Origin of the sequence: Klebsiella sp. 2019SCSN059, assembly GCF_021739525.1 — a bacterium.
Classification (GTDB): Bacteria; Pseudomonadota; Gammaproteobacteria; order Enterobacterales; family Enterobacteriaceae; genus Klebsiella; species Klebsiella quasipneumoniae.
The window spans coordinates 246,797-269,302 of record NZ_JAKKOM010000005.1; the positions used below are offsets into that span (position 1 = coordinate 246,797).

Below are 22,506 nucleotides of genomic sequence, written 5' to 3' on the forward strand. Positions count from 1 at the left end.
AATGCAACACGCAGAGATATGTCAGACTCTGACAGAAAAGGTTAACCAGCTGAAAGATAAGCACGAAATGTTAAGTTCGCTACTACCCGACGTCCGCCTGCTGTACGGGACGCAGCCGGGACCGCGGATGCCGGTGATGTACCAGCCGGGGATCGTTTTTCTCTTTTCTGGCCATAAAATTGGTTATATCAATGAGCGGACGTTTCGCTACGATACAAACGAATATCTGCTGCTGACCGTACCGCTGCCTTTCGAATGCGAAACCTTTGCCACCCCGGAGGTGCCCCTGGCCGGCATGCGCCTGAACGTCGATATCCTGCAGCTGCAGGAGCTGCTGATGGATATTGGCGAGGATCCGCTGTTTCAGCCCGCCGTCGCCTCCAGCGGGATAAACTCCGCAGTGCTCTCGGAGGATATCTTGTGCGCTGCTGAACGGCTGCTCGACGTGATGGAGCGGCCGCTGGACGCGCGGATCCTTGGCAAGCAGATCGTCCGCGAAATCCTCTACTATGTGCTGACGGGACCCTGCGGCGGCGCGCTGCTGGCGCTGGTCAGCCGGCAGACCCACTTCAGCCTGATTAGCCGCGTACTCAAGCATATCGAGAGTCAATACACCGAAAACCTCAGCGTCGATCGGCTGGCGGCGGAAGCGAATATGAGCGTATCGGCGTTTCACCATAATTTTAAATCGGTGACCAGTACTTCGCCGCTGCAGTATCTGAAAACCTACCGTCTGCACAAGGCGCGCATGCTGATGATCCATGACGGGATGAAGGCCAGCGCGGCGGCGATACAGGTGGGCTATGAAAGCCCTTCCCAGTTCAGTCGTGAGTTTAAGCGCTACTTCGGGATGACGCCCGGGGAAGACGCCGCGCGTATTCGTACGATGCAGGGAATGTAATACCGGGGAGGGAGCAGGCCGGGCGGGCGCAGCCCCCCGGCAGTCGACATCAGGCGCTGCAGTATTTCTTTTTGATCACCACGAACAGCGTGCCGAGCAGGCCAGCCAGCAGCAGGGCAATCGGCAGGATCATCAGGCAGGTCATCACCTGATCTTCATGACGCTTCACGAATGGGATCATGCTCAGCGCATAGCCGAGGCCCGTGACCACGCCGACCCACAGCAGGGCGCTCAGCCAGTTGAAGAACTGGAAGCGGCGGTTCGGCAGACCGGAAATCCCCGCCATGGTTGGCAGCAGGGTACGGACAAATGCCAGAAAGCGGCCCGCGAGCAGCGCCAGCAGACCGTGGCGGTCAAACATGCAGGTGGCGCGCTGATGGTACTTATGCGGCAGGTGCGCCAGCCAGCCTTTCACCGTTTGCGTATTGCCCAGCCAGCGCCCCTGTACATAGCTCAACCAGCAGCCGAGGCTGGCGGCGGCGGTCAGAATGGCGATAGTGGGCACAAAGTCCATGACGCCTTTAGCAATCAGCGCGCCGGCGAGCAGCAGCAGGCTGTCTCCAGGTAAAAAGGAGGCAGGCAGCAGCCCGTTTTCCAGAAACAGGGTCGCGAACATAACCAGATATACAACGCCCACAACATGAGGGTTCGCCAGTGCGGCAAAATCATGTTGCCACAGCGCGGCGACAATCTCTTGAATGACAACCATGGACTTTCCTAAGTGGTACCGTATTGTTGACTAGTGTACTCCTGAAGAGACCCGAGCACCTTGATCCCGGGCGCAACAAAAGCGGCCGCTCCGATAAAAAGCGTCCGCTATTGTTGCCACTGACTGTCACTTTACACGATACGCGCGAAGCCCGCTGCTAAATCCGCCTGCAGATCGTCAACATTTTCGAGACCGATGTGCAAACGGATCAGCGTGCCGCTGAAGTCGACTTCCGCATCCGGTCGGATGTGAGCGATTTGCTCCGGCTGATTGGCCAGAATCAGCGATTCAAAGCCGCCCCACGAGTAGGCCATGCTGAAGAGGCTGAAGTTGTCGAGATACGCTGCCAGCTCAGCGTCGTTGAGACGCTTGTTGAGCACAAAAGAGAACAGCCCGCTGCTGCCGGTAAAATCGCGCTTCCAGAACTCATGGCCTTTACTGCCGGGCAGAGCGGGGTGGTTGACCCGCGCCACCTGCGGATGCTGCGCCAGCCACTCGGCGATGCGCAGGCTGCTTTCATGATGCTGACGCAGGCGGACGCCCAGCGTGCGCAGGCCGCGGCTGGTCATATAGGCGGTATCGGCGTCCAGCATTTGCCCCATCAGATAGGCATTCTCACGCAGCTGCGGCCAGCAGCGCGCGTTCGCCACCGCGGTGCCGACCATGGCGTCGGAGTGGCCGATCAGGTATTTGGTGCCTGCCTGAATAGAAATATCAATGCCAAAATCCAGCGCTTTGAACAGGATCCCCGCCGCCCAGGTGTTATCGATCATGATAATCGCTTCCGGGGCGACCTGACGCACGGCGGCGACAATCGCCGGCACATCGTGCACTTCCATGGTGATGGAGCCGGGCGATTCCAGGAACACCACGCGGGTCTCAGGGCGAACCAGACGGGCAATATCGGCGCCGATTAAGGGATCGAACCAGCTGGTGGTCACGCCGAGTTTGGCGAGAATTTTGGTACAAAAATCCTGGCTTGGCTCATAGGCGGTATTGGTCATCAGCACATGGTCGCCCTGCTCGACAAACGCCAGGATAGTGTTGGCCACCGCGGCGGCGCCGCAGGGGAAGAGGGCGCAGCCGGCGCCGCCCTCCAGCTCGCACATCGCTTCCTGCAGCGAGAAGTGGGTCAGGGTGCCGCGACGCCCGTAGAACAGCTCGCCGTTGGCCCGATTGCGGGTGGCGTGCTTTTTGGCCTCTACGGTGTCGAAAACCAGCGATGACGCGCGCTGGATCACGCTGTTCACTGAGCCCTGGGTATATTTTTTGCTCCGCCCGGCGTTGACCAGCGCGGTATCAAGATGTTTATCAGCCATGTTGATGAACCTGTTTTTATACGTCTGGACGTCTAAACTAGCATGAATCTTCTTTTCTGTACCAGCGCGCTGCCGATACAGGCGAAAATTTTACCAGGCCCGCGGTTAGCCACTTTTTTACTGCGTAAGCGCAAGGAAAATAAACGTGATTTGCTGCACAGTGTAAATACTAATGAGAACCACTATCAATTCGATGTCGTTTTGATATTATTGTGGGCAGATTTTGTGATTATCGTCGTGGAGATAGAGCGTGGGTAATAATTTGATGCAGGCGGATCTCTCCGTTTGGGGTATGTATCATCATGCCGATATTGTCGTTAAGGTGGTGATGATAGGCCTGATTCTGGCGTCGGTCGTCACCTGGGCCATCTTCTTCGGTAAAGGGGCGGAAATCCTCGCCAGCAAGCGTCGCCTCAAACGTGAACAGCAGCAGCTGGCGGAAGCCCGCTCTCTCGATCAGGCCAGCGATATCGCCAGCGCCTTTGAGGCGAAAAGCCTCACCACCCAGCTTATCAATGAAGCGCAGAACGAACTCGAACTCTCCGCCGGTGCCGAAGACAATGAAGGCATCAAGGAGCGAACCGGTTTCCGCCTTGAGCGCCGCGTCGCGGCCGTCGGTCGCCATATGGGGCGCGGCAACGGCTATCTGGCCACCATCGGCGCCATTTCGCCGTTCGTGGGCCTGTTCGGGACCGTCTGGGGCATCATGAACAGCTTTATCGGCATCGCCCAGACCCAGACCACCAACCTTGCGGTGGTGGCGCCGGGCATCGCGGAAGCGCTGCTGGCGACAGCTATCGGTCTGTTCGCCGCCATCCCGGCGGTGGTCATCTATAACATCTTCGCCCGCATGATAGGCAGCTATAAGGCCTCGCTTGGCGACGTCGCCGCTCAGGTCCTCCTGCTGCAAAGCCGCGACCTGGACCTCAGCGCCAGCGGCGTGAAGCCGGTGCGCAGCGCGCAGAAATTACGGGTAGGTTGATCGGCTATGGCGATGCGTCTTAATGAAAATCTGGACGATAACGGCGAAATGCATGAGATCAACGTGACGCCGTTTATCGACGTCATGCTGGTTCTGCTGATTATCTTCATGGTAGCCGCGCCGCTGGCGACGGTCGACGTGAAGGTGAATCTGCCGGCCTCCTCCAGCCAGCCGCAACCGCGACCGGAAAAACCTATCTACCTGTCGGTGAAGGCGGATAAGAGCATGTTCCTCGGCAACGACCCGGTGACCGAAGCGAATATGATTAACGCCCTGGATAGCCTGACCGCCGGCAAAAAAGATACCACCGTCTTCTTCCGCGCGGATAAAACCGTCGATTACGAGACGATGATGAAAGTGATGGATACCCTGCATCAGGCGGGCTATCTCAAGATCGGGCTGGTGGGCGAAGAGACCGTCAAAGCCAAATAACCCGATGCTTTTCCTGAAAAGGCTGGCCGCGCGCCGGCCTTTTTTATTGTCCTCTGCCAGCGAAGTGTTGGCCTGGCGTTGCCATCACGTTATCTGTCTGAGATATAATGTCGCTTCTTTTTGTTAACTGACAGGATCTTATGGAACGCTTTCTGGAAAATGCTATGTACGCCTCGCGCTGGCTGCTGGCGCCGGTTTATTTTGGCCTCTCGCTCGGTCTGATTGCGCTGACCATCAAATTTTTTCAGGAGATCTTCCACATACTGCCGCATATTTTTAGCGTCAGTGAGTCGGATATGATTCTGACCCTGCTGTCGCTGGTGGATATGACCCTGGTGGGCGGTTTGCTGGTGATGGTGATGTTCTCCGGGTATGAAAATTTTGTCTCGCAGCTGGATATTAACGAGGGTAAAGAAAAACTCAGCTGGCTGGGCAAAATGGACGCGACGTCGCTGAAAAATAAGGTTGCCGCCTCCATCGTGGCGATCTCCTCTATTCACCTGCTGCGGGTGTTTATGGATGCGAAAAACGTCCCGGACAATAAGCTGATGTGGTATGTCATCATCCATCTGACCTTTGTGCTGTCGGCCTTTGTGATGGGCTACCTCGATCGTCTGACCAAAGTGAAACACTGATCCTTTCTCTCCCGGCGGCGTTAGCCGCTGGGCTGTTTCTCCCCGTTTCTGCTGTTCTGGGCTGGCGTATGTCCGGGCTTCTGCTTTGCTTAAAGGGCGCTTAACAACGGAGGCAGGGTGATGACGCGATTAACGGCCAAAGATTTCCCGCAGCAGCTGCTCGAGTATTATGACTACTATGCCCACGGTAAAATCAGCAAACGCGAGTTTCTCCAGCTGGCGGGGAAATATACCGTCGGCGGGATGACCGCGCTGGCGCTATTTAATCTGCTGAAGCCCGACTATGCCCTGGCAGAGCAGGTACCGTTCACCGACCCGGATATCCGCCCGGAGTATATTCATTATCCCTCTCCTGACGGCCACGGCGAAGTGCGGGCTTACCTGGTGACGCCGACGAAAATAGCCGACAAAGCGCCCGCCGTGGTGGTGGTGCATGAGAACCGCGGCCTGAATCCCTATATTGAAGACGTCGCCCGGCGGGTGGCGAAAGCGGGGTATATCGCGCTGGCGCCGGATGGCCTGAGCTCCGTCGGCGGCTATCCGGGGAATGATGATGAAGGCCGCGCGCTGCAGCAGAAAGTCGATCCCGTGAAGCTGATGAATGACTTTTTTGCCGCGGTCGCGTTTATGGCGAAGCATCCGCAGGCGACGGGGAAGGTTGGTATCACCGGTTTTTGTTACGGCGGCGGCGTCAGCAACGCGGCGGCGGTCGCCATTCCGGAGCTGGCCTGCGCGGTGCCGTTTTACGGCCGCCAGCCGCCGCTGAAGGAGGTCGATAAAATTAAAGCGCCGCTGCTGCTGCATTACGCCGGACTCGATAGCGGCATTAATGAAGGCTGGCCCGCCTATGAACAGGCGTTGAAGGAACACCATAAAGTCTATGAGGCCTATCTCTATCAGGGCGTGAATCACGGCTTTCATAATGATTCCACGCCGCGCTACGATCGGGCTGCGGCGGACCTGGCCTGGCAACGCACGCTGGCATGGTTTGAGAAGTATTTACGCTAGCGCAAACGTCATAAATAGCGCTACCGCTCGCTTATGGCAGGCTATCGGCTGGAAAGCTAAAAACCGGAGGCGGGCGCCTCCGGTGGGTCAGCGCGCTACGCCTGGCGCTTATCTTCCGTTTGGGTGTCAAAGTCGCGGGCGTCGTGGCGCTCATGCAGTTGCTCATTGAGCGGGCCGTTGGTGCGGTTAACGATACGTCCGCGCTTGACGGCGGGGCGGTTGCCGACATCCTGCGCCCAGCGCAGCACGTTGGTGTAGCTCCCGGCGTCGAGGAACTCCGCCGCGTTATAGACGTTGCCCAGCACTACGTTGCCATACCATGGCCAGACCGCCATATCGGCGATGGTATACTCCTCGCCGGCCACATAGCGACCGCGGGCGAGCTGTTTGTCCAGCACGTCGAGCTGGCGTTTGGCTTCCATGGTAAAGCGATCGATCGCGTACTCGATCTTCACCGGCGCATAGTTATAGAAGTGGCCGAAGCCGCCGCCGAGGAAGGGCGCGGCGCCCTGCAGCCAGAACAGCCAGTTAAGGGTTTCAGTGCGGCCAGCGGGATCCTTCGGCAGGAAGAAGCCAAATTTTTCCGCCAGATAGAGAAGAATGTTGCCGGATTCGAATACTCGGGTGGGCGGCGTGGTGGAGTGATCGCTTAGCGCCGGGATCTTCGAGTTCGGGTTGATGTCGACAAAGCCGCTGGAAAACTGATCGCCTTCGCCAATGCGTATCAGCCAGGCGTCGTACTCCGCGCCGCTGACGCCCAGCGCCAGCAGCTCCTCCAGCATGATCGTCACCTTCTGGCCGTTGGGCGTGCCAAGTGAGTATAGCTGGAGCGGATGGGTTCCCACCGGCAGGACGCGTTCATGAGTCGCGCCGGAAACGGGACGGTTGATGTTGGCGAACGCGCCGCCGCTGTTTTGCTTCCATTCCCACACTTTTGGTGGCTGGTAGTTTTGCTCTGACATGCTGGTTTGCCTTTTTCGTGGATGTACAAAAAGTGTAGCAGGTGACCTCAGGCCATAATCCGCGCGGCCCACACGCTGACATCATCGCCGCTGCCCAGATCCGGCTGCACCAGACCATTGACCATAAAGGTCGGCGAGACATGGATGCCGTTCTGGCGGGCATATTTGCTGTGCCACTTGATCACGTCCTGCAGCTCCGGGCGGGCAAAGGCGGCCCCCAGCAGGACGTGACTGTAGCGCTCAATGCGTTCAATGATTTGCTGCGGCGTGGCGTTCATGTTCGGCCCGCTGCAGTGATCGGTAAATTCAAACTCTTCCCGATGGTCTGCCACGGCCTGCATCACCTTATGCGCCTGCTCTCTGCCATGCGGCAGGGTGGACGCGGCGAGGATGCAGCGGACAATCACCCCGGAGAACAGATGCCACGGCTGCGACTGCAGCCGTATCTTGATGGTTACGTTATCGGCGCCGACCTCATCGAGCAGATCGTCGAGTTTATTAAACGCGCGGACAGAGTAGGGGCAGGTGGGCTCAAGGAACACCTCAAACGTCCGCGGGCCGTGTCCCCAGACCAGCGGTTGGGCATTCAGATGCGAGGGTGTGCTCATTGTCGACTCCTGATGTTGCGTTGTTTTTTTGTTATATCACCGATAACGATATCACTTCTGCTTTCGGCTGCAGGGTTATTTTCCTTAACGGCACGATTAGCGAAACGAATGAGTGGTATCATCGTTACACCTCTGTCTGGTAAGTGCCTGCGGCAGGATAAGAAGAGGGAGTTTTGTTTCGCCAACTGCCCGGGCTGCATTTATTTGAGGTCAGGCTAAATGAGCAAAGGATCGACAAGCAGTGACGCCCCGTTTGGGACATTGTTAGGCTACGCGCCCGGCGGCGTGGCAATTTATTCATCGAATTACAGTAGCTTAAATCCGCAGGACTATCCGGATGATGCGACGTTTCGCAGCTACATCGGCAATGAGTATATGGGGCATAAATGGCAGTGCGTTGAATTTGCGCGCCGCTTTCTGTTCCTGACCTACGGGTTTGTCTTTACCGATGTGGGGATGGCCTATGAAATCTTCTCCCTGCGCTTTCTGCGCGAAGTGGTCAATGACAATATTCTCCCGCTGCAGGCCTTCGCCAACGGCGCCCGTCGTCCGCCGATCGCCGGTTCGCTGCTGATCTGGCAGAAGGGCGGCGAGTTTAAGCACACCGGCCACGTCGCGGTGATCACCCAGCTTGTCGGCAATAAGGTGCGTATCGCCGAGCAGAACGTCATTCACTCGCCGCTGCCGCAGGGCCAGCAGTGGACCCGCGAGCTGACCCTCGAGGTCAACGCCGGCCGGTACACCATCAAAGATACCTTTGCCGATACCGAAATTTTAGGCTGGATGATCCAGACCGCCGATACCGAACACAGCCTGCCGCAGCCGGTACTGCCGGGCGAGGCGATGGCGATCAAGGGCGCGCGGCTGCCGAACAACGGCCAGTTCCGCGGCAAATGGCTGAACGAGAAAGATCCGCTGCAGAAAGCCTACGTGGCGGCCAACGGCCATTTTATCAATCAGGATCCCTATCAGTATTTCACCATCAGCGAAAGCGCCGAACAGGAGCTGATTAAAGCCACCAACGAGCTGCACCTGATGTATCTGCACGCCACCGATAAGGTAATGAAGGATGATAACCTGCTGGCGCTGTTTGATATCCCGAAAATCCTCTGGCCGCGTCTGCGTCTCTCGTGGCAGCGCCGGCGTCATCATATGATCACCGGGCGCATGGATTTTTGCATGGACGAGCGCGGGCTGAAGGTGTACGAGTACAATGCCGACTCCGCCTCCTGCCATACCGAAGGCGGGCTGATCCTCGAGCAGTGGCTGAAGCAGGGCTACTACGGCACGGGTCACAATCCGGCCGAAGGTCTGCTCGATGAGCTGGCGGGGGCGTGGAAACACAGCCGGGCGCGGCCTTTCGTGCACATCATGCAGGACAAGGATCTGGAAGAGAATTACCACGCGAAGTTTATCCAGCGTTCGCTGACCCAGGCCGGTTTTGAGAGCAAAATTCTCTTTGGCCTCGATGAACTGCGCTGGGATGCCGCCGGCCAGCTGATCGACGCCGACGGGCGGCTGGTCAACTGCGTCTGGAAAACCTGGGCATGGGAAACCGCCATTGAGCAGGTGCGCGAAGTCAGTGCCGATGAGTACGCGGCGGTGCCGATTCGTACCGGACATCCGCAGAATGAGGTGCGACTGATTGACGTCCTGCTGCGTCCTGAAGTATTGGTATTCGAACCCCTGTGGACGGTGATCCCGGGCAACAAAGCGATCCTGCCGGTGCTGTGGTCGCTGTTCCCGCATCATCGCTATCTGCTGGATACCGATTTCGTGGTTAACGACGAGCTGGCGAAAACCGGTTATGCCGTGAAGCCCATTTCCGGACGCTGCGGGAACAATATCGACCTGATCGGGCCGCAGGATGAGGTTCTGGATCAGACCAGCGGCCAGTTTGTCGATCGTAAGAATATCTACCAGCAGCTGTGGTGCCTGCCGAAAGTGGATGGCAAGTATATCCAGGTGTGCACCTTTACCGTCGGCGGTAACTACGGCGGTACCTGCCTGCGCGGCGATTCGTCGCTGGTGGTGAAAAAAGAGAGCGACATAGAGCCGCTGATCGTATTGAAAGATAAAGCGTGATGTGCTGACCCCGGATAGCGGCTCGCGCCCTGTCCGGGGAGAGCGCAGAGACACGAACCAGGATAGCCCGGTCTGGTAAGCGCCGCCGGGGACCACCTGCAACAAAGCCAAGATAATTAACACAACAACAAGACAGAAAAGGAAAATAGTATGCACGATCGGCGTCTCGCCGCCCGCGCGGGTGAACTCAAGCCCTCCGCCGTCCGCGAACTTCTCAAACACAGTAAACTGCCGGGCGTGATCTCGCTTGGCGGCGGCATTCCGGCCCCGGAACTGTTTGATACCGAAGGCCTGGAGCTGGCGGTGCAGAAGGTGATGAGCGAGCGTTTTCATGACGCATTTCAGTACGGTCTGACCGAAGGCTACCCGCCGCTGCGTCAGGCGGTGAGTGAAATCTGCCACGCCCGTGGCGTGACCTGTTCAGCCGCTCAGGTCTATATTACCTCCGGCTCCCAGCAATCGCTGGATATCGTTGCCCGCACGCTGCTCGATCCAGGCGATACTATCGTCGTTGAGCGACCCACCTATCTGGCGGCGCTGCAGGTGTTTCAGCTGGCGCAGGCCAATATCCTCAGCGTCGATACCGATGATGACGGGATGCTGGTGGAGCAACTGGCCGACCTGCTGGAGACCACCCGCGTCAAAGCTGTCTACCTGGTGCCGACGTTCGGCAACCCCGGCGGTAAAACGCTGAGCGAGGCGCGTCGTCGCCGGCTGGTCGAGCTGGCGAAAAAATATGACTTCGTCATTCTGGAAGACGATCCCTACGGTGAAATTAGCTTTACTGACGCCGTGCGACGTCCGCTCTATCAGCACGCCGTTGAGCTGGGCTGTGAAGATCAGGTGGTTTACACCTCGACGTTTTCAAAGATCCTCGCGCCGGGGATGCGTATCGGCTGGATCGTCATGCCGGACTGGCTGGCGCAGCAGACGGTGATCGTTAAGCAGGCGGCGGATCTGCATACCAATATGCTGTCGCAGGTGATCACCGCGGAATACCTCAGCCTGAACCGGCTGCAAAATCAGATTGCGTTGATTCGCGAAGACTATCGCAAGAAGTGCGTGGCGCTGGCCGACGCGCTGGAGAGTCGCCTTGGCGAGCATCTGGAATTCAGCCGCCCACAGGGTGGGATGTTCCTGTGGGCGCGTTTCCGCTATCCGTTCGATACCATGGCATGGATGAAGAAAACGCTGGAAAACGGCGTTGTGTACGTCCCGGGGGAAGCGTTCTATCACGATAATCCGGATACCCGTACCCTGCGCCTTTCCTACTCCACCGTGTCGGAAGCGGGGCTGCTGACCGCCGTTGAGCGGCTGGCGGCCTCCCTGTAACGACCCTGCAGTGCGCCGCTTAGCGGCGGCGCACCCTCTTCGCCTCAGTAGCGAGAGGGGGTGACGCTAGCGTTCAGCGCTGGGGTCACTCCGTATCGGCGATGCGATCATCCAGCCAGACCAACATCAGCGCTGCGAGAAAAGCCACCGCAAAGGTACCAATAAACAACCACATAGATGTCCCTCACGGGTTAATTATTTTGCTGATTTTACCGGAGAGCGATCGTTTCGGTCGGAGATGGAGATTTTTGTCCCAGTCGAATGGCTGGCGAGAGAGAAAAAGTCATCGGCATCAATATCGAAGTTAAGAATAATTTCCCTGTATTCCCCACCGTTAATTAACGCTTTGGCTTCTTTAACACTACTGGCAATAATGACAGGCATCAGTTTTATCTCATTTTGAAAACTGATAAGCAAAATAAGAGTTAGTTCGTACCAGATCAACTACTTTTTATCGTATGCGACCGCAGAAAAAAACGTCATCCCGTGGCTCGGCGATAGAGGAGGATTTTGTGACAGCGATCGGCTCATCAACAGCGGGATCTTATCGGACGCTGGGACGGGCTGCTGTTTCGCCAGCCCGCCGGGATTATTCACCCTGCTGTTTTGCCCGTAATATCTCGCCGCAGCGCTGCCGGTCCTGACGCAGCGTCTGCTGTTCCTGCGGGCTGAGCTGATGCCAGGTGTCCAGCATCCGCTGCCCCAGCGCCGGCAGGTAATGCGCTTTATGCAGCGCGTAGTCAGAATTCCCCCCCTCGACGATGTTTTGCATATCGTCGAGGAACTGGCGGCTGTCGTCATGATCGATCACGCAAAATACCGCCCGGTAGTAAGCTTCGTCTTCCTCTGTGTAATGGGGGGTGAACCACCAGAGCAGCAGCGCGGTAAGCGCCAGCAGCGGGATAATAAAGGGTAATTTTTTCAACATCAGTTTTTAGGCCGGAGACATTCAGCCGTCAGTGTACCTGCAACGACGTCAGGATGTAAGCGCCGGCCCCGGCGGGCCGGCAGAGGCTAGTAGCCGACCGGGTAGATGCAGCCGGTCTGCACCCCTTCAATGCTGCGGCGATAGGCCTGCGCCACGGCGGCGGCGGGGACGCTGGCAAAGCCCGGGAAAAAGTCGCCGTAGGCCGCCAGCGACTCGCTGAGCACGGTGGGGCTGATGAGATTAATGCGGATCCCGCGCGGTAGTTCGCAGGCGGCGGCGCGCACAAAGCCTTCCAGACCGGCGTTAACCGTCGTGGCATTGACGCCCTGAGCAATCGGCTCCTGCGCGACAATGCCGCTGACCAGAGTAATCGACCCGCCGTCGCGCAGGAAATGCTGGCCGATCAGCGCCAGGCGAATTTGCCCCAGCAGCTTGTCCTGCAGACCGAGGTTGAACTGGCTATCGGTCATGGTGCTTAACGGCCCAAAGTGCAGATTGCCGGTAGTGGAGACGATGGCGTCTACTTCGCCGGTCTGCGCAAACAGCGCCTCGACGCTCCCCTGGGAGGTAATATCCACCTGATAATCCCCCCGGGTGCGGCCGACGCGGATAACGTCATGTCTCTGGCCCAGTTCTTCGCTGACCGCGCGACCAATGGTGCCGCTGGCACCGATAACGATAATTTTCATGGCTGACTCCTGGTGAGGTGAAAGCCTATTCTTTAATAAAACGGATATCGGATAAACTGGCTAAAAGTTAGAACATTACTAACCAGAGGTTAGCAATATGGATAAGCTGCGAGGGATGGAGACGTTTATTGCCGTGGTGGAGTGCGGCAGCTTTACCGGGGCGGCGTCGCGCCTGGGGCTGTCGGCGGTAATGGTCGGGAAATACATCGCCCAGCTGGAAACCCAGCTGGCGACGCGTCTGCTGGAGCGTAACACCCGACGCCAGAGCCTTACCGACGCCGGGCGGGTCTATTTTGACGAAGCGAAACGGGTGATGGAGCAGGTCTCCATCGCCGAAAGCGCCGTTGAGCGGCTGCGGCTGGCGCCCGCCGGCACCCTGCGGGTGAGCGCGCCCACCTCGTTCGGCGCCAGCGTGATCGCGCCTCTGACCGCCACCTTTCTGCAGGCCTGGCCAGCGGTTCGGGTTGAACTGGATCTGACCAACCGGATGGTCGATCTGGTGGATGAAGGTTTCGATCTGGCGATCCGCATTGGCGAGATCCATCAGGAGGATCTGGTGGCCCGCTATCTGGCGCCCTATCGGATGGTGATCTGCGCCGCGCCGGCTTATCTGGCGCGTTACGGAACGCCAGGGACGCCGGAAGATCTCGCCGATCATCTCTGCCTGTCCCATACGGTCTGGACCGCGCGCAACGAGTGGCGGCTGCCGGGCATGGAGGGGGAAGTGCGCTGGAAGCGCGATGCGGTTTTGCGCTGCAACGATGGCTATGCGCTGCGCCAGGCGGCGATCGCCGGGGCCGGGCTGCTGATGCAGCCGGAGGTGCTGCTGGCCGATGCGCTGGCCAGCGGCAGCCTGATGCGGGTGCTGGACGCGTGGACCCCACAGCCGAGGCCCGTGCATCTGCTCTGGCGCCAGGATCGCCGGCCCCTGCCGAAGCTGACGCAGTTTATCGCCCACCTTCAGCAGGGAATGGCCGACGCGCTGGCGATGACCCGCGCGTCGGAATAATCACTCCTCCCGTAGCGCCTGCTGCCAGTCGGCAATCAGATCGTGAGGATCTTCGATCCCGACCGACAGGCGGATCAGCTGCGGCGTGATGCCGTTCGCCAGGCGCTTCTCCAGCGGGATCGAGGCGTGGGTCATGCTGAAGGGCTGGCTTACCAGGCTCTCCACGCCGCCCAGACTCTCCGCAAGGGTGAACCAGCGCAACTTGTTGATAATGCGTTCGGCGTAACCGTCATCGCCCTTCACCACGACGGAAATCATGCCGCCGGGCAGGGCCATTTGCTGGCGCGCCAGCTGATGGTGCGGGTGCGAGGCCAGCCAGGGGAACCAGACTCGCTCCACCTCCGGCTGCTGTTCCAGCCATTCGGCGAGCTGCAGCGCGTTCGCGCTGTGTCGCTCCATCCGCAGCGCCAGGGTGCGGATGCCGCGTAGCGTCAGGAAGCTGCTGAACGGGTCGAGTACACCGCCTACCGCATTCTGCAGGTAGCCAAGCTTTTCCGCGAGCTCAGCGTTATCGCCAACCACCGCCAGGCCGGCGACGACATCGGAATGGCCGTTGAGGTACTTGGTCGCGGAGTGGATCACAATATCAAACCCATGCTCCAGCGGGCGATGGATCGCCGGCGAGGCGAAAGTGTTATCGGCGACGCTGATCAGGTTATGGCGGCGCGCGATGGCGGCGATGGCGCTGAGATCCGCCAGCTTCAGCAGCGGGTTGGTGGGCGTCTCCACCCATATCATGCGCGTATCGGGGCGGATCGCCGCTTCAATCCCCGCCAGGTCGTCGGGTTTCACCCAGCTCACCTGCAGACCAGCGCTACGGCGGCGAACGTTTTCCAGCAGGCGGTAAGTGCCGCCATACACATCATCGACCGCCACCAGGTGGCTGTCCTTATCCAGCAGCTCCAGCACGGTGGAGATGGCGGCCAGCCCGGAGGCGAACGCGTAGCCGCGCGTGCCGTTTTCCAGGTCGGCGATCGCCGTCTCCAGCGCGTGGCGGGTAGGGTTCCCGCTACGGGAATATTCATAGCCGGTATGCTGCCCCGGCGCCGGCTGAGCAAAAGTGGAGGTGGCGTAAATCGGCGGCATCACTGCGCCGTGGCTGTCGGTGAAGGTTCCGCTATGTACGCTCAGGGTGTGGATAGATGACATAAAAAATTCCTTATTGTGCGACTCGGTTACGCCAGGCGGTCAGTACATCGCTGCGGGTGACCAGGCCAAGAAAACGCGCGTTGTCAGCGATCACCGCCACCAGACCGCGATCGAGAATGGCCTGCAGTTCGCTCTCTGGCGCACGCTTATCGAGAGTTTCAACATGGCGGCTCATCGCTTCGCTGACCGGCAGAGAGAAGCGTTGGCGATCGCCCCTTACGTGGCGGATCAAATCCCACTCATCGACGATGCCGACCACGCGGCCATCCTCCAGCACCGGCAGCTGGGAGATGTCATACAGCCGCATGCGGGTAAAGACTGCGGCCAGGGTGTCGTCCGGCGCGGCCGTGACGGTGGCGCCTTCGTCATGGCGCAGGGCGATAAAATCACTGAGATCGCCCTGTTCGGGGCGGGCGATCAGCCCCTGCTGGCGCATCCAGTCGTCGTTGAACATTTTTGACAGGTATTTATTGCCGCTGTCGCAGGCGAAGGTCACCACCCGCTTCGGACGGCTTTGCGCCCGGCAGTAGCGCAGCGCGGCGCTGAGCAGGGTGCCGGTGGAGGAGCCGGCCAGCACGCCTTCGACCTGCAGCAGCTGGCGCGCGGTGTGGAACGCTTCGCGGTCGCTGACGCGATAGGCGGTATGCACCCCTTCCAGCCTGGCCAGCGGCGGGATGAAATCTTCTCCAATCCCTTCGACCAGCCAGGATCCCGTTTCGCCGTAGCGTCCGGTATCAACCTGATCGGCAAGGATCGAGCCCGCCGGATCGGCGAGGATAAATTCCGTTTTCGGCGAATGTTCTGCAAACCAGGCCTGAAGCCCGCCCAGCGTGCCGCCGGAGCCAACGCCGACGACGATGGCGTCTATGTCGCCCTCCAGCTGCTGGAAAAGTTCCGGCGCGGTGGAGGTAGCGTGCGCCAGCGGATTAGCGTCGTTGTTAAACTGGTCGATGTAAAAAGCCCCCGGCGTTTCATCGGCAAGGCGGCGGGCATAATCCTGGTAGTAGGCCGGGTGGCCTTTATTGACGTCGGAGCGGGTGAGCAGCACCGTCGCGCCCAGCGCCCGCAGGTGAAAGATTTTCTCGCGGCTCATTTTGTCCGGCACCACCAGGATCAGGCGGTAATTTTTCTGCGCCGCAATCAGCGCCAGGCCGAGGCCGGTATTGCCGGCGGTGGCTTCGATAATTGTCCCGCCGGGCGCCAGTTTTCCCTGGCGCTCGGCTTCGTTAATCATCGACAGCGCAACCCGATCTTTAATTGAGCCGCCCGGGTTCTGATTTTCCAGTTTTAAAAACAGACTGCAGGGGCCGGTATCCAGTTTGTGCAACTGGAGCAGGGGAGTATGACCGATCAGGTCGCTCACGGAATGAAACAGTGACATAACCATTTACCCACTCGTTTAAGATATTTTTGCATGGTAGGTCTGTGAAATCGGTTATTTAAAGAATATTTCTCTGTCATTTAGCGCAAAATGGAATATAAGATGCTGTTCAGCCATCCGGAGGGAAAGCAGGGTAGCCGCCTGGGCGGATCGATTGCCAGAAAAGGGCGTTTTTAGCCGCTTTTGGCGACAAAAAGGCGATTTTAATCAGCGTGTTATCTGATATCTGGCAATGTATTTGCGAAAAGATTCTATGGGAGACGGAGCTTAAAGATACAGAGGATACGGGGTGGTAGACCATGTGTGTAGTACGATTCACCACACAACCGATCATATTGAACAGTGGTAGTCACGGTATCCTGAATTCCTCGTAGAGGAAATTCAGGATGTTTTCGTTCAGAAATTATAGCGTAAACCAATTCGAATTCGATAGTTATCGTCATGCTTCGCCGTTACGCGATCCATATAGGCTGCCGAAAAATATGGCTGTGCATGCTTGAACCCCGTGTACGTAAAAACATTATCAACTTCCCAGTGATAGTTTTTATCATTGCTGGCATGAAAGTCATTAAAATGACTATAATAAGCAGGCTCCAGGTAATAATTCCATTCATTGTTAATTACATAATTCATTCCTATATGAGTTTCCATGTTATTATCGGAATCTTTTTTCCCAAGGTAATTTACAGAATCATAATTACGATAATTATAACGAGTTCGTAGCGTAAAGCTTAGAGAAGGGGCAACTGTATATCTGAAGTCAAAATATCCTGCCCCACCTGAACCCTCTGTATTTTCATTGACAATAGCACCAACAAAAATTGTCAATTCAGAAAGAGATAAAAATGGATACCAACCTTCAAGTTCATTCCAGCTATGTTTGAGTTGTTCATATGCCTCTAAATTATAGGCATTGGTTAACATGACACCTGCACCATTATTGAAATCATATCCTCCCCGAAAGGCTAGTTCATGACGATTATAGGCTGTTTCGTATCCATCACGCGCTTCGATCCAGGGGCCGGCACTCAATGCCGGAATGGAGAATGCCATACAAAACAATGCTGCAATGTAGAACGTTTTTTTTAGGAAATTCATTTTAACCTCTTAAAGATAAGATGTAAGATTAAGATAAAAGTAATTGACAGCTTTTAATTAAGGGTTGTGGCAGTGGTAACATTCTTTTGTGACATGTAAGTCACAAAAGAATATATTTCTTATGTTAATTTTTCCTGTTGTTTTTTAATGGTGGCAGTGTAATAGCCTCGCCATGAACTTTTTATGAAGTGTTATTTCCACTCTGTTATTTTCCCGAATGGAAGCGTATTCACTTTTATCAAAATGAGGGTAAGCGTAATTCACTTTTAAGTATTCTGCTTCAGGAATGGGGAGAGGGAGTGAAATAGTATCTTCAGTGCTGTCCATTCGCCAAACCGCAAGCCATATATCATTATCATCGTAAAGCCCGAAGGCAAGCCATGGCGATGACATTGATGGCATTCCCAACGGCCAGAAAGGTGTCATGTGGGGGATCTTTTCGCGGAAGGTTTTATATAGTGCGATACCTTCTTTAACCAGTAAAAAGCGTTCCTCGCTAAGCTCCGCAAGATGGCCACTTTGGTGTATGCGTAATAACATCGAATTAATCATATTCATCACTACTTCTTCCCGGTCACCCTCACGCAGCGGATAAGACCAGATAGCAGCCTGTTCCGGCGTAACAGCAGAAGCAGCAGACGATGCGATAACAGCCATTAAACGATAGTCTGTTTGATCGGTAACAGACTGGATGCTGTGATGTTGCAGCAAAGCATAATCCATCCTGAGTCCACCGCTTCCGCAGTTTTCTATCACCAGGTGTGGATAACGATTCATTGTTTTAATCAGCCAGGAAAGGTAGGCGCGGTTATGCTGCAACAGTCCGTCACCTGTGCTGTCGGCCTGATAGTCGGTACCACTACCGGCATTAATGTTGTAATCCATTTTAATATAACTAATACCGTATTCATCAACCAACCGGGCAATAACCCGATCGGCGTGTTCCTGAACCAGGGGATGGCGGAAATCAAGCTGATAACGCTGATGGTCAATAACTCGTTTACCATGGCGCTGGAAAAAGCATTCATCAGGAAGTTTCTGTGCCAGAGTGCACGTAATACCTATGACCTCAAGCTCCAGCCACAGGCCTGGTTTCATGCCTTTTGCAGCAATATAATCGATGGGCTCTCTTATCCCGCGTGGAAAGCGCGTAACTGAAGGTTGCCATTCTCCGACACCATCCCACCATTCACCGTCTGAATACCAGCCGCAGTCGATACAGAAGTATTCGCAACCTGCAACTGCTGCAATATCGATGAGCGGCAACAGTTTTTCTGTCGTAGGATCACCAAAGAGACAGTTCATATAATCATTAAAAATGACCGGTAAAACAATATTATCCTGAGAAGGCCGGAGGATCCGGCGGCGGTAACGGGTGATTTCCTGTAGCGCTTCTTGCAGTCCACCCTGAACCAGCGATACGGCTACCGGGACAGAGGTGAACGTTTCACCAGGCATGAGCTGTTTCCACCAGTGATTTTCGTTTTCAGTAGGACCGCTGATTTGTAAGTAAAGATGCTCACGGAAGTCGCCAATCTCCCACTGCCATGAGCCATTATGCTCAATCTGCCATAACAAAGTAGTACCTGCGGCTAAATCTTCAAAAGCAGCGCAAGGCAGGTAGCCGATGCTTGACCAGGTCCCGGTATTTTCTATGGAAAATCTATCCAAAGAGAAGCGGTTTACCTTATCAAGCCCAAGCTCAGGAAGTGTCGCCCTCTTCCATTGCGCTTCGCCATACCAGTTATTATGTGGAAGATGAAGAACGCTGTTCTTTTCCCACGGAAGGCTACTAATGGCAAACAGTGTCAGGGAACTGACATATTCAAGCCCAATAGACTCCTGGCTGTGATTATGAATTTCACACCATATTCTGGCTGTTTTCAGGTGTTGAAAATGCTGGAGATGCCAATATGCAGATATGACGTCCCCGGTTAGCGCGACTTCAAGTTTCTTTCCAAGGTCATTATCGTAACACCGGTGCGTCTTATAGCGTAAAGATGACCCTGGTTCGCAGCCAGTATGTTTACGTGCATGATGATCATTTTGATTATATCCGCTGGCATGAACCTGAATCAATGGAAACTCACCGTGTGACTCACCATGATCCGTAGTGGAAAATTGGTCAATATAGATAACTCCTTCTTCATTCAGCGAAAAGGAAATATAAAAACCTTCTTCTTTAAACTCTAAAAAACCCATGTGCGATACCTCTGTCTATCATCGTCCAATATTGCGTAATTTATTACCAGCCATCAGATTCTGTTCAATCTGTTCCAGAGATATGTTTTTCGTTTCAGGAACGAAGCGATTAATAATAACAATGGCTACGACGTTCAGTAACGCATATAAATAAAATGTATGAGCGCTTCCTAATGAGTTCAGAAGTGACAGGAACGTCGCACTGACAATCATTCCGGCTATATGGCAGGTAAAAGTCGAGCAGGTGATACCAAACTCACGCCCTTTAAGTGGTTGAATTTCAGAACACAACAGCCAGATGAGCGGACCGGCGGACATTGAAAAACCAACGATAAATATCAGCAGCATGGCAACAGTGACAATTTTTCCTGGCACGGATAATACTTCGCCACCGAGTAGTGCCCCGACCACCCCCATTGCGAGACTCATGGTAAGAAAACCTATATACAGCATGGGCTTGCGACCCCATCTGTCCACGAAACCAACGGCAATAAATGTCGCAATGGTCATAACAACACCTACGATGACAGTGCCCCACATTTGGTCTGATGTGGAAGTAAAACCTATTTCATGGAAAATACGTGGGGCGTAATACATCATAACGTTGACGCCAGAGAATTGTTGCATGATTTGCAAAACAATGCCTAAACCAACAGTGCGGCGAAAATTTTTGTTTTCCAGGAATAAATGCCATCCCTGTTGCTTTATCCTGAGTTGTTCTTTTATTTCCCGTAATTCACTTTCTACCTCTGCATGACTACTTCGTAATCGCATGAGCACTTCATAAGCTGCTTCTTCCCGACCATGCATCATGAGCCAGCGTGGGCTGCGAGGCAAAAACAATGCGCCAAACAGAAAAATCAGGGAAGGTATTGCCACGACGAGCAGCATTCCTCGCCAGTTGCCGCTATAGCTGAAAGCAGTATTGGTGAGGAATACGATTAAAATTCCCAGGGCAATCATCAACTGATAGGCAGAAATCATTGCTCCCCGAATACTCTTGGGCGTAATTTCAGAGAGATAAAGCGGTGTGGCGTAGGAAGCGACGCCGAGTCCGACACCGAGAATAAGCCGACCAATAATCAACATCTCGACGTTAGTAGCAAACGTGCAAAATATTGCTCCCAGGCTAAAGGAGGCTGCGGCAATCAGTAACGCATATTTGCGGCCCAGACGATATGCCAGAACGCCGCTGCACAATGTGGCTGCAGCAGCACCTACCATCATTGAACTGACAATCCATTCCTGCTGACTATCGATAAGATTGTATTCTTTGGCGATAAGGGGTAATGCGCCTGAGATGACACCGATATCTAACCCAAATAGTAAACCTGCAAGTGCTGCCAGAAGACATATCCAGATTATTTGTGGCCTTTTTTTACCTCTTGATACAGAGGCAGGCATGACTCTATCTAATTGCATGAGAAAGTACCCTTATCCAGATTGTTATGTGAAATATTTTTTAAAAAATAATACTTAATCGATTTCGTATTTTTCATTCTTGATCTTTAAAATAAGTTACGCAATAGGCTTTTTATTCTGTATGTGATCGATGTCGCACAATGAAATGATGGGGTAAGGGTTTTTATATTGTCACAAGGAAAATAAAGGTTTAAAGTAGCAATAATATCCTTACAGGAAGCCATTTAATCCATAACGAAAAATGAATATTAAAGAATTGGCGGAGTACCTAAACCTATCAACAGCCACGGTCTCGAAAGCGTTAAACAATAAAAGCGATATAAGTAGTCATACTCGTGAGAAGGTGCTTAAGGCAGCAGAAACGCTAGGTTACAGGCCCAATGCTTCTGCCCGGCATTTAAGGAGTGGTAAAGTGGGCGTTGTCGCCTTGCTTCTACCTGTAGCGAAGGATGGTAACGTGCATACTGCTTCGTTCTTTATGCGTATTGCCAGAGGTCTTCAGGCCAGCCTTAAAGACAGTGGTATTGATCCTGTTATTCATGTCACTACCGATCGGCAAGGTGAACATCAGTTGTTACGTAAGATTGTTGAACAAAACCGCGCAGATGCCGTAATTCTCACTGATACGCGAATTGTCGATGAACGTATTCTGCTACTAAATGACCTCCAGTTCCCGTTTGTTACAATGGGGCAGAGTCGAGCAATGAACGGGCTGTTCAACTGGGTCGATTTTTATCATGAAGATATGGGGCGTCAGTGCGTTCGTTTTGCTCTATGTCAGGGCGCGAAGCGTATCGCTATTGCCACGCTGGGTCCTGATAGTATGCACGGCCAACAGTTTCTGGATGGCTGTTTACATGAAATGCGCGAATGTGGACTAACACCGGGTAAAGGATTAGTTTTCTTTGGAACAGTCGATGAATTGTCCGGGGAGAAAGCTGTGCAGCAATTCATGCTGCAAGAAATAAAGCCGGACTTTATCATTTTCATCAATGACTTTTTATTGATGGGGGCTAGCCATTATCTGCGATCGCTTAATGTGGGTAGCCTTGATGACCAGTCCATGATATGTGCCACTGCGAGCAGTGATTTTTCTTCGCGGATAATGTCTTCAACCTGTCTTTTTACTGTAGATCATGAAGAGGTTGGAAGATGCCTTGGAGAAGCCGTGCTTAGGGTAGTAGCTGGCGACAGGGAGCACCGTTCGGTCCTCATAAATCTCCCTGCTAATTTGGTGAATTAATTTACTCTATCCATGGCGTGCCAGTTCGGTGATTAAAATGCATATGGCGGTTAAAACATTCCTGCTGTAATGCTTATGCATACTGATGATGACAGTTGTACAGTTTATGTGCTTGATAATGGTCGTGATCATTTCGCCGTTTCCCTTGACACGCTACTCTCATGTTTGAAGGTGGCTGAGGAACACGGCCATGTACCTGAAATCGGCGCGGACCGGTGGTGTCTTATCGCTAACCATACTGCGTTGGGATACTCGTCATGAGGCATACCAATGGATGTATTCAAAATTTCTGTTGATACACAGCAGGTTCACAAGATTGGGCAGGTTCTTTAAATAGTGGTGCCCGGACTCGGACTAACGCCGCAGGCGTTGAACAGCGCGCGTGTCGCGCTGGCCCCGAAGGGGTGAGCCG

General features: G+C 54.7%; 22 protein-coding genes. 10 read left to right on the top strand and 12 right to left on the bottom strand.

Translation table 11 applies throughout. The features are described from left to right. Nucleotide 1: 1 nt before the first annotated feature. The gene (locus L2I46_RS08980) at nt 2-901 is read left to right on the top strand and encodes an AraC family transcriptional regulator (RefSeq protein WP_032454066.1); all 900 of its coding nucleotides are present in this window, start codon (nt 2-4) and stop codon (nt 899-901) included. A 49-nt stretch (nt 902-950) separates the two neighbouring features. Here L2I46_RS08980 and yghB read toward each other — a convergent pair whose 3' ends face one another. Together yghB and metC are read right to left on the bottom strand one after the other, a co-directional pair. Next, entirely contained in the window at nt 951-1,610 is a 660-nt protein-coding gene (gene yghB, locus L2I46_RS08985; protein WP_004205217.1) for a DedA family general envelope maintenance protein YghB, read from the bottom strand. Between the two features lie 131 nt (nt 1,611-1,741). Then, a complete protein-coding gene (metC, locus tag L2I46_RS08990; protein ID WP_032454065.1) occupies nt 1,742-2,929 on the bottom strand; it encodes a cystathionine beta-lyase in 1,188 nt (395 codons plus the stop codon). 250 nt (nt 2,930-3,179) lie between these two features. On the opposite strand from metC, the gene exbB reads away from it, so the two are divergent. The 4 genes from exbB to yghX all read left to right on the top strand — a co-directional run bounded on the left by exbB (nt 3,180) and on the right by yghX (nt 5,986). Next, nucleotides 3,180-3,911: a tol-pal system-associated acyl-CoA thioesterase gene (gene exbB, locus L2I46_RS08995; RefSeq protein WP_004174395.1), complete on the top strand. Its 732-nt coding sequence runs from the start codon at nt 3,180-3,182 to the stop codon at nt 3,909-3,911. A gap of 6 nt (nt 3,912-3,917) precedes the next feature. Continuing rightward, nucleotides 3,918-4,343, top strand: coding sequence for a TonB system transport protein ExbD (exbD, locus tag L2I46_RS09000; protein WP_002916785.1), 426 nt, complete (start codon nt 3,918-3,920; stop codon nt 4,341-4,343). 140 nt (nt 4,344-4,483) lie between these two features. Then, on the top strand, nt 4,484-4,978 hold the full coding sequence (locus L2I46_RS09005; RefSeq protein WP_004105804.1) for a TIGR00645 family protein: 495 nt from the start codon (nt 4,484-4,486) through the stop codon (nt 4,976-4,978). A gap of 120 nt (nt 4,979-5,098) precedes the next feature. Beyond that, nucleotides 5,099-5,986, top strand: coding sequence for a YghX family hydrolase (yghX, locus tag L2I46_RS09010; protein ID WP_060590333.1), 888 nt, complete (start codon nt 5,099-5,101; stop codon nt 5,984-5,986). A 95-nt stretch (nt 5,987-6,081) separates the two neighbouring features. Here the strand turns inward: yghX and yghU are convergent, their stop codons facing one another. Both yghU and L2I46_RS09020 read right to left on the bottom strand, forming a co-directional pair. After that, a complete protein-coding gene (gene yghU, locus L2I46_RS09015; protein WP_032454062.1) occupies nt 6,082-6,948 on the bottom strand; it encodes a glutathione-dependent disulfide-bond oxidoreductase in 867 nt (288 codons plus the stop codon). A gap of 47 nt (nt 6,949-6,995) precedes the next feature. Then, complete coding sequence (locus tag L2I46_RS09020; RefSeq protein ID WP_004150918.1) at nt 6,996-7,556, bottom strand: DsbA family protein; 561 nt, start codon at nt 7,554-7,556, stop codon at nt 6,996-6,998. A gap of 20 nt (nt 7,557-7,576) precedes the next feature. Here L2I46_RS09020 and L2I46_RS09025 point away from each other — a divergent pair, with 20 nt between their 5' ends. The 3 genes from L2I46_RS09025 to L2I46_RS09035 all read left to right on the top strand — a co-directional run bounded on the left by L2I46_RS09025 (nt 7,577) and on the right by L2I46_RS09035 (nt 10,973). Then, the gene (locus L2I46_RS09025) at nt 7,577-7,699 is read left to right on the top strand and encodes a hypothetical protein (RefSeq protein WP_032454061.1); all 123 of its coding nucleotides are present in this window, start codon (nt 7,577-7,579) and stop codon (nt 7,697-7,699) included. Between the two features lie 76 nt (nt 7,700-7,775). After that, nucleotides 7,776-9,641 (top strand): bifunctional glutathionylspermidine amidase/synthase, encoded by a 1,866-nt coding sequence (gene gss, locus L2I46_RS09030; protein ID WP_032454060.1) that lies wholly within the window; start codon nt 7,776-7,778, stop codon nt 9,639-9,641. Between the two features lie 150 nt (nt 9,642-9,791). Then, nucleotides 9,792-10,973, top strand: coding sequence for an aminotransferase-like domain-containing protein (locus L2I46_RS09035; RefSeq protein WP_023291014.1), 1,182 nt, complete (start codon nt 9,792-9,794; stop codon nt 10,971-10,973). A gap of 195 nt (nt 10,974-11,168) precedes the next feature. On the opposite strand, the gene L2I46_RS09040 is transcribed toward L2I46_RS09035, so the two are convergent. The 3 genes from L2I46_RS09040 to L2I46_RS09050 form a co-directional block, all read right to left on the bottom strand. After that, entirely contained in the window at nt 11,169-11,357 is a 189-nt protein-coding gene (locus L2I46_RS09040; RefSeq protein WP_236947766.1) for a hypothetical protein, read from the bottom strand. A gap of 205 nt (nt 11,358-11,562) precedes the next feature. Continuing rightward, the gene (locus L2I46_RS09045) at nt 11,563-11,901 is read right to left on the bottom strand and encodes a hypothetical protein (protein ID WP_236947769.1); all 339 of its coding nucleotides are present in this window, start codon (nt 11,899-11,901) and stop codon (nt 11,563-11,565) included. A gap of 86 nt (nt 11,902-11,987) precedes the next feature. Beyond that, entirely contained in the window at nt 11,988-12,590 is a 603-nt protein-coding gene (locus L2I46_RS09050; RefSeq protein ID WP_236947771.1) for a short chain dehydrogenase, read from the bottom strand. A 97-nt stretch (nt 12,591-12,687) separates the two neighbouring features. Between L2I46_RS09050 and L2I46_RS09055 the strand changes: the two genes are divergently transcribed. Beyond that, nucleotides 12,688-13,599 (top strand): LysR family transcriptional regulator, encoded by a 912-nt coding sequence (locus L2I46_RS09055; RefSeq protein ID WP_032454057.1) that lies wholly within the window; start codon nt 12,688-12,690, stop codon nt 13,597-13,599. Here the strand turns inward: L2I46_RS09055 and L2I46_RS09060 are convergent, their stop codons facing one another. The 5 genes from L2I46_RS09060 to L2I46_RS09080 all read right to left on the bottom strand — a co-directional run bounded on the left by L2I46_RS09060 (nt 13,600) and on the right by L2I46_RS09080 (nt 20,833). Next, nucleotides 13,600-14,748 (bottom strand): trans-sulfuration enzyme family protein, encoded by a 1,149-nt coding sequence (locus tag L2I46_RS09060; protein ID WP_085551365.1) that lies wholly within the window; start codon nt 14,746-14,748, stop codon nt 13,600-13,602. It lies immediately after the preceding gene. 10 nt (nt 14,749-14,758) lie between these two features. Then, nucleotides 14,759-16,135 carry a pyridoxal-phosphate dependent enzyme gene (locus L2I46_RS09065; protein WP_072096605.1) on the bottom strand — a complete coding sequence of 459 codons (1,377 nt, stop codon included), beginning with the start codon at nt 16,133-16,135 and terminating at the stop codon, nt 14,759-14,761. Nucleotides 16,136-16,525: 390 nt separating this feature from the next. After that, the gene (locus L2I46_RS09070; protein ID WP_158238854.1) at nt 16,526-17,182 is read right to left on the bottom strand and encodes an oligogalacturonate-specific porin KdgM family protein; all 657 of its coding nucleotides are present in this window, start codon (nt 17,180-17,182) and stop codon (nt 16,526-16,528) included. 189 nt (nt 17,183-17,371) lie between these two features. After that, complete coding sequence (locus L2I46_RS09075; protein WP_085551367.1) at nt 17,372-19,429, bottom strand: glycoside hydrolase family 36 protein; 2,058 nt, start codon at nt 19,427-19,429, stop codon at nt 17,372-17,374. An 18-nt stretch (nt 19,430-19,447) separates the two neighbouring features. After that, nucleotides 19,448-20,833 (bottom strand): sugar porter family MFS transporter, encoded by a 1,386-nt coding sequence (locus tag L2I46_RS09080; RefSeq protein ID WP_032454077.1) that lies wholly within the window; start codon nt 20,831-20,833, stop codon nt 19,448-19,450. A 259-nt stretch (nt 20,834-21,092) separates the two neighbouring features. Here L2I46_RS09080 and L2I46_RS09085 point away from each other — a divergent pair, with 259 nt between their 5' ends. After that, nucleotides 21,093-22,094: a LacI family DNA-binding transcriptional regulator gene (locus tag L2I46_RS09085; RefSeq protein WP_032454055.1), complete on the top strand. Its 1,002-nt coding sequence runs from the start codon at nt 21,093-21,095 to the stop codon at nt 22,092-22,094. Nucleotides 22,095-22,506 lie beyond the last annotated feature (412 nt).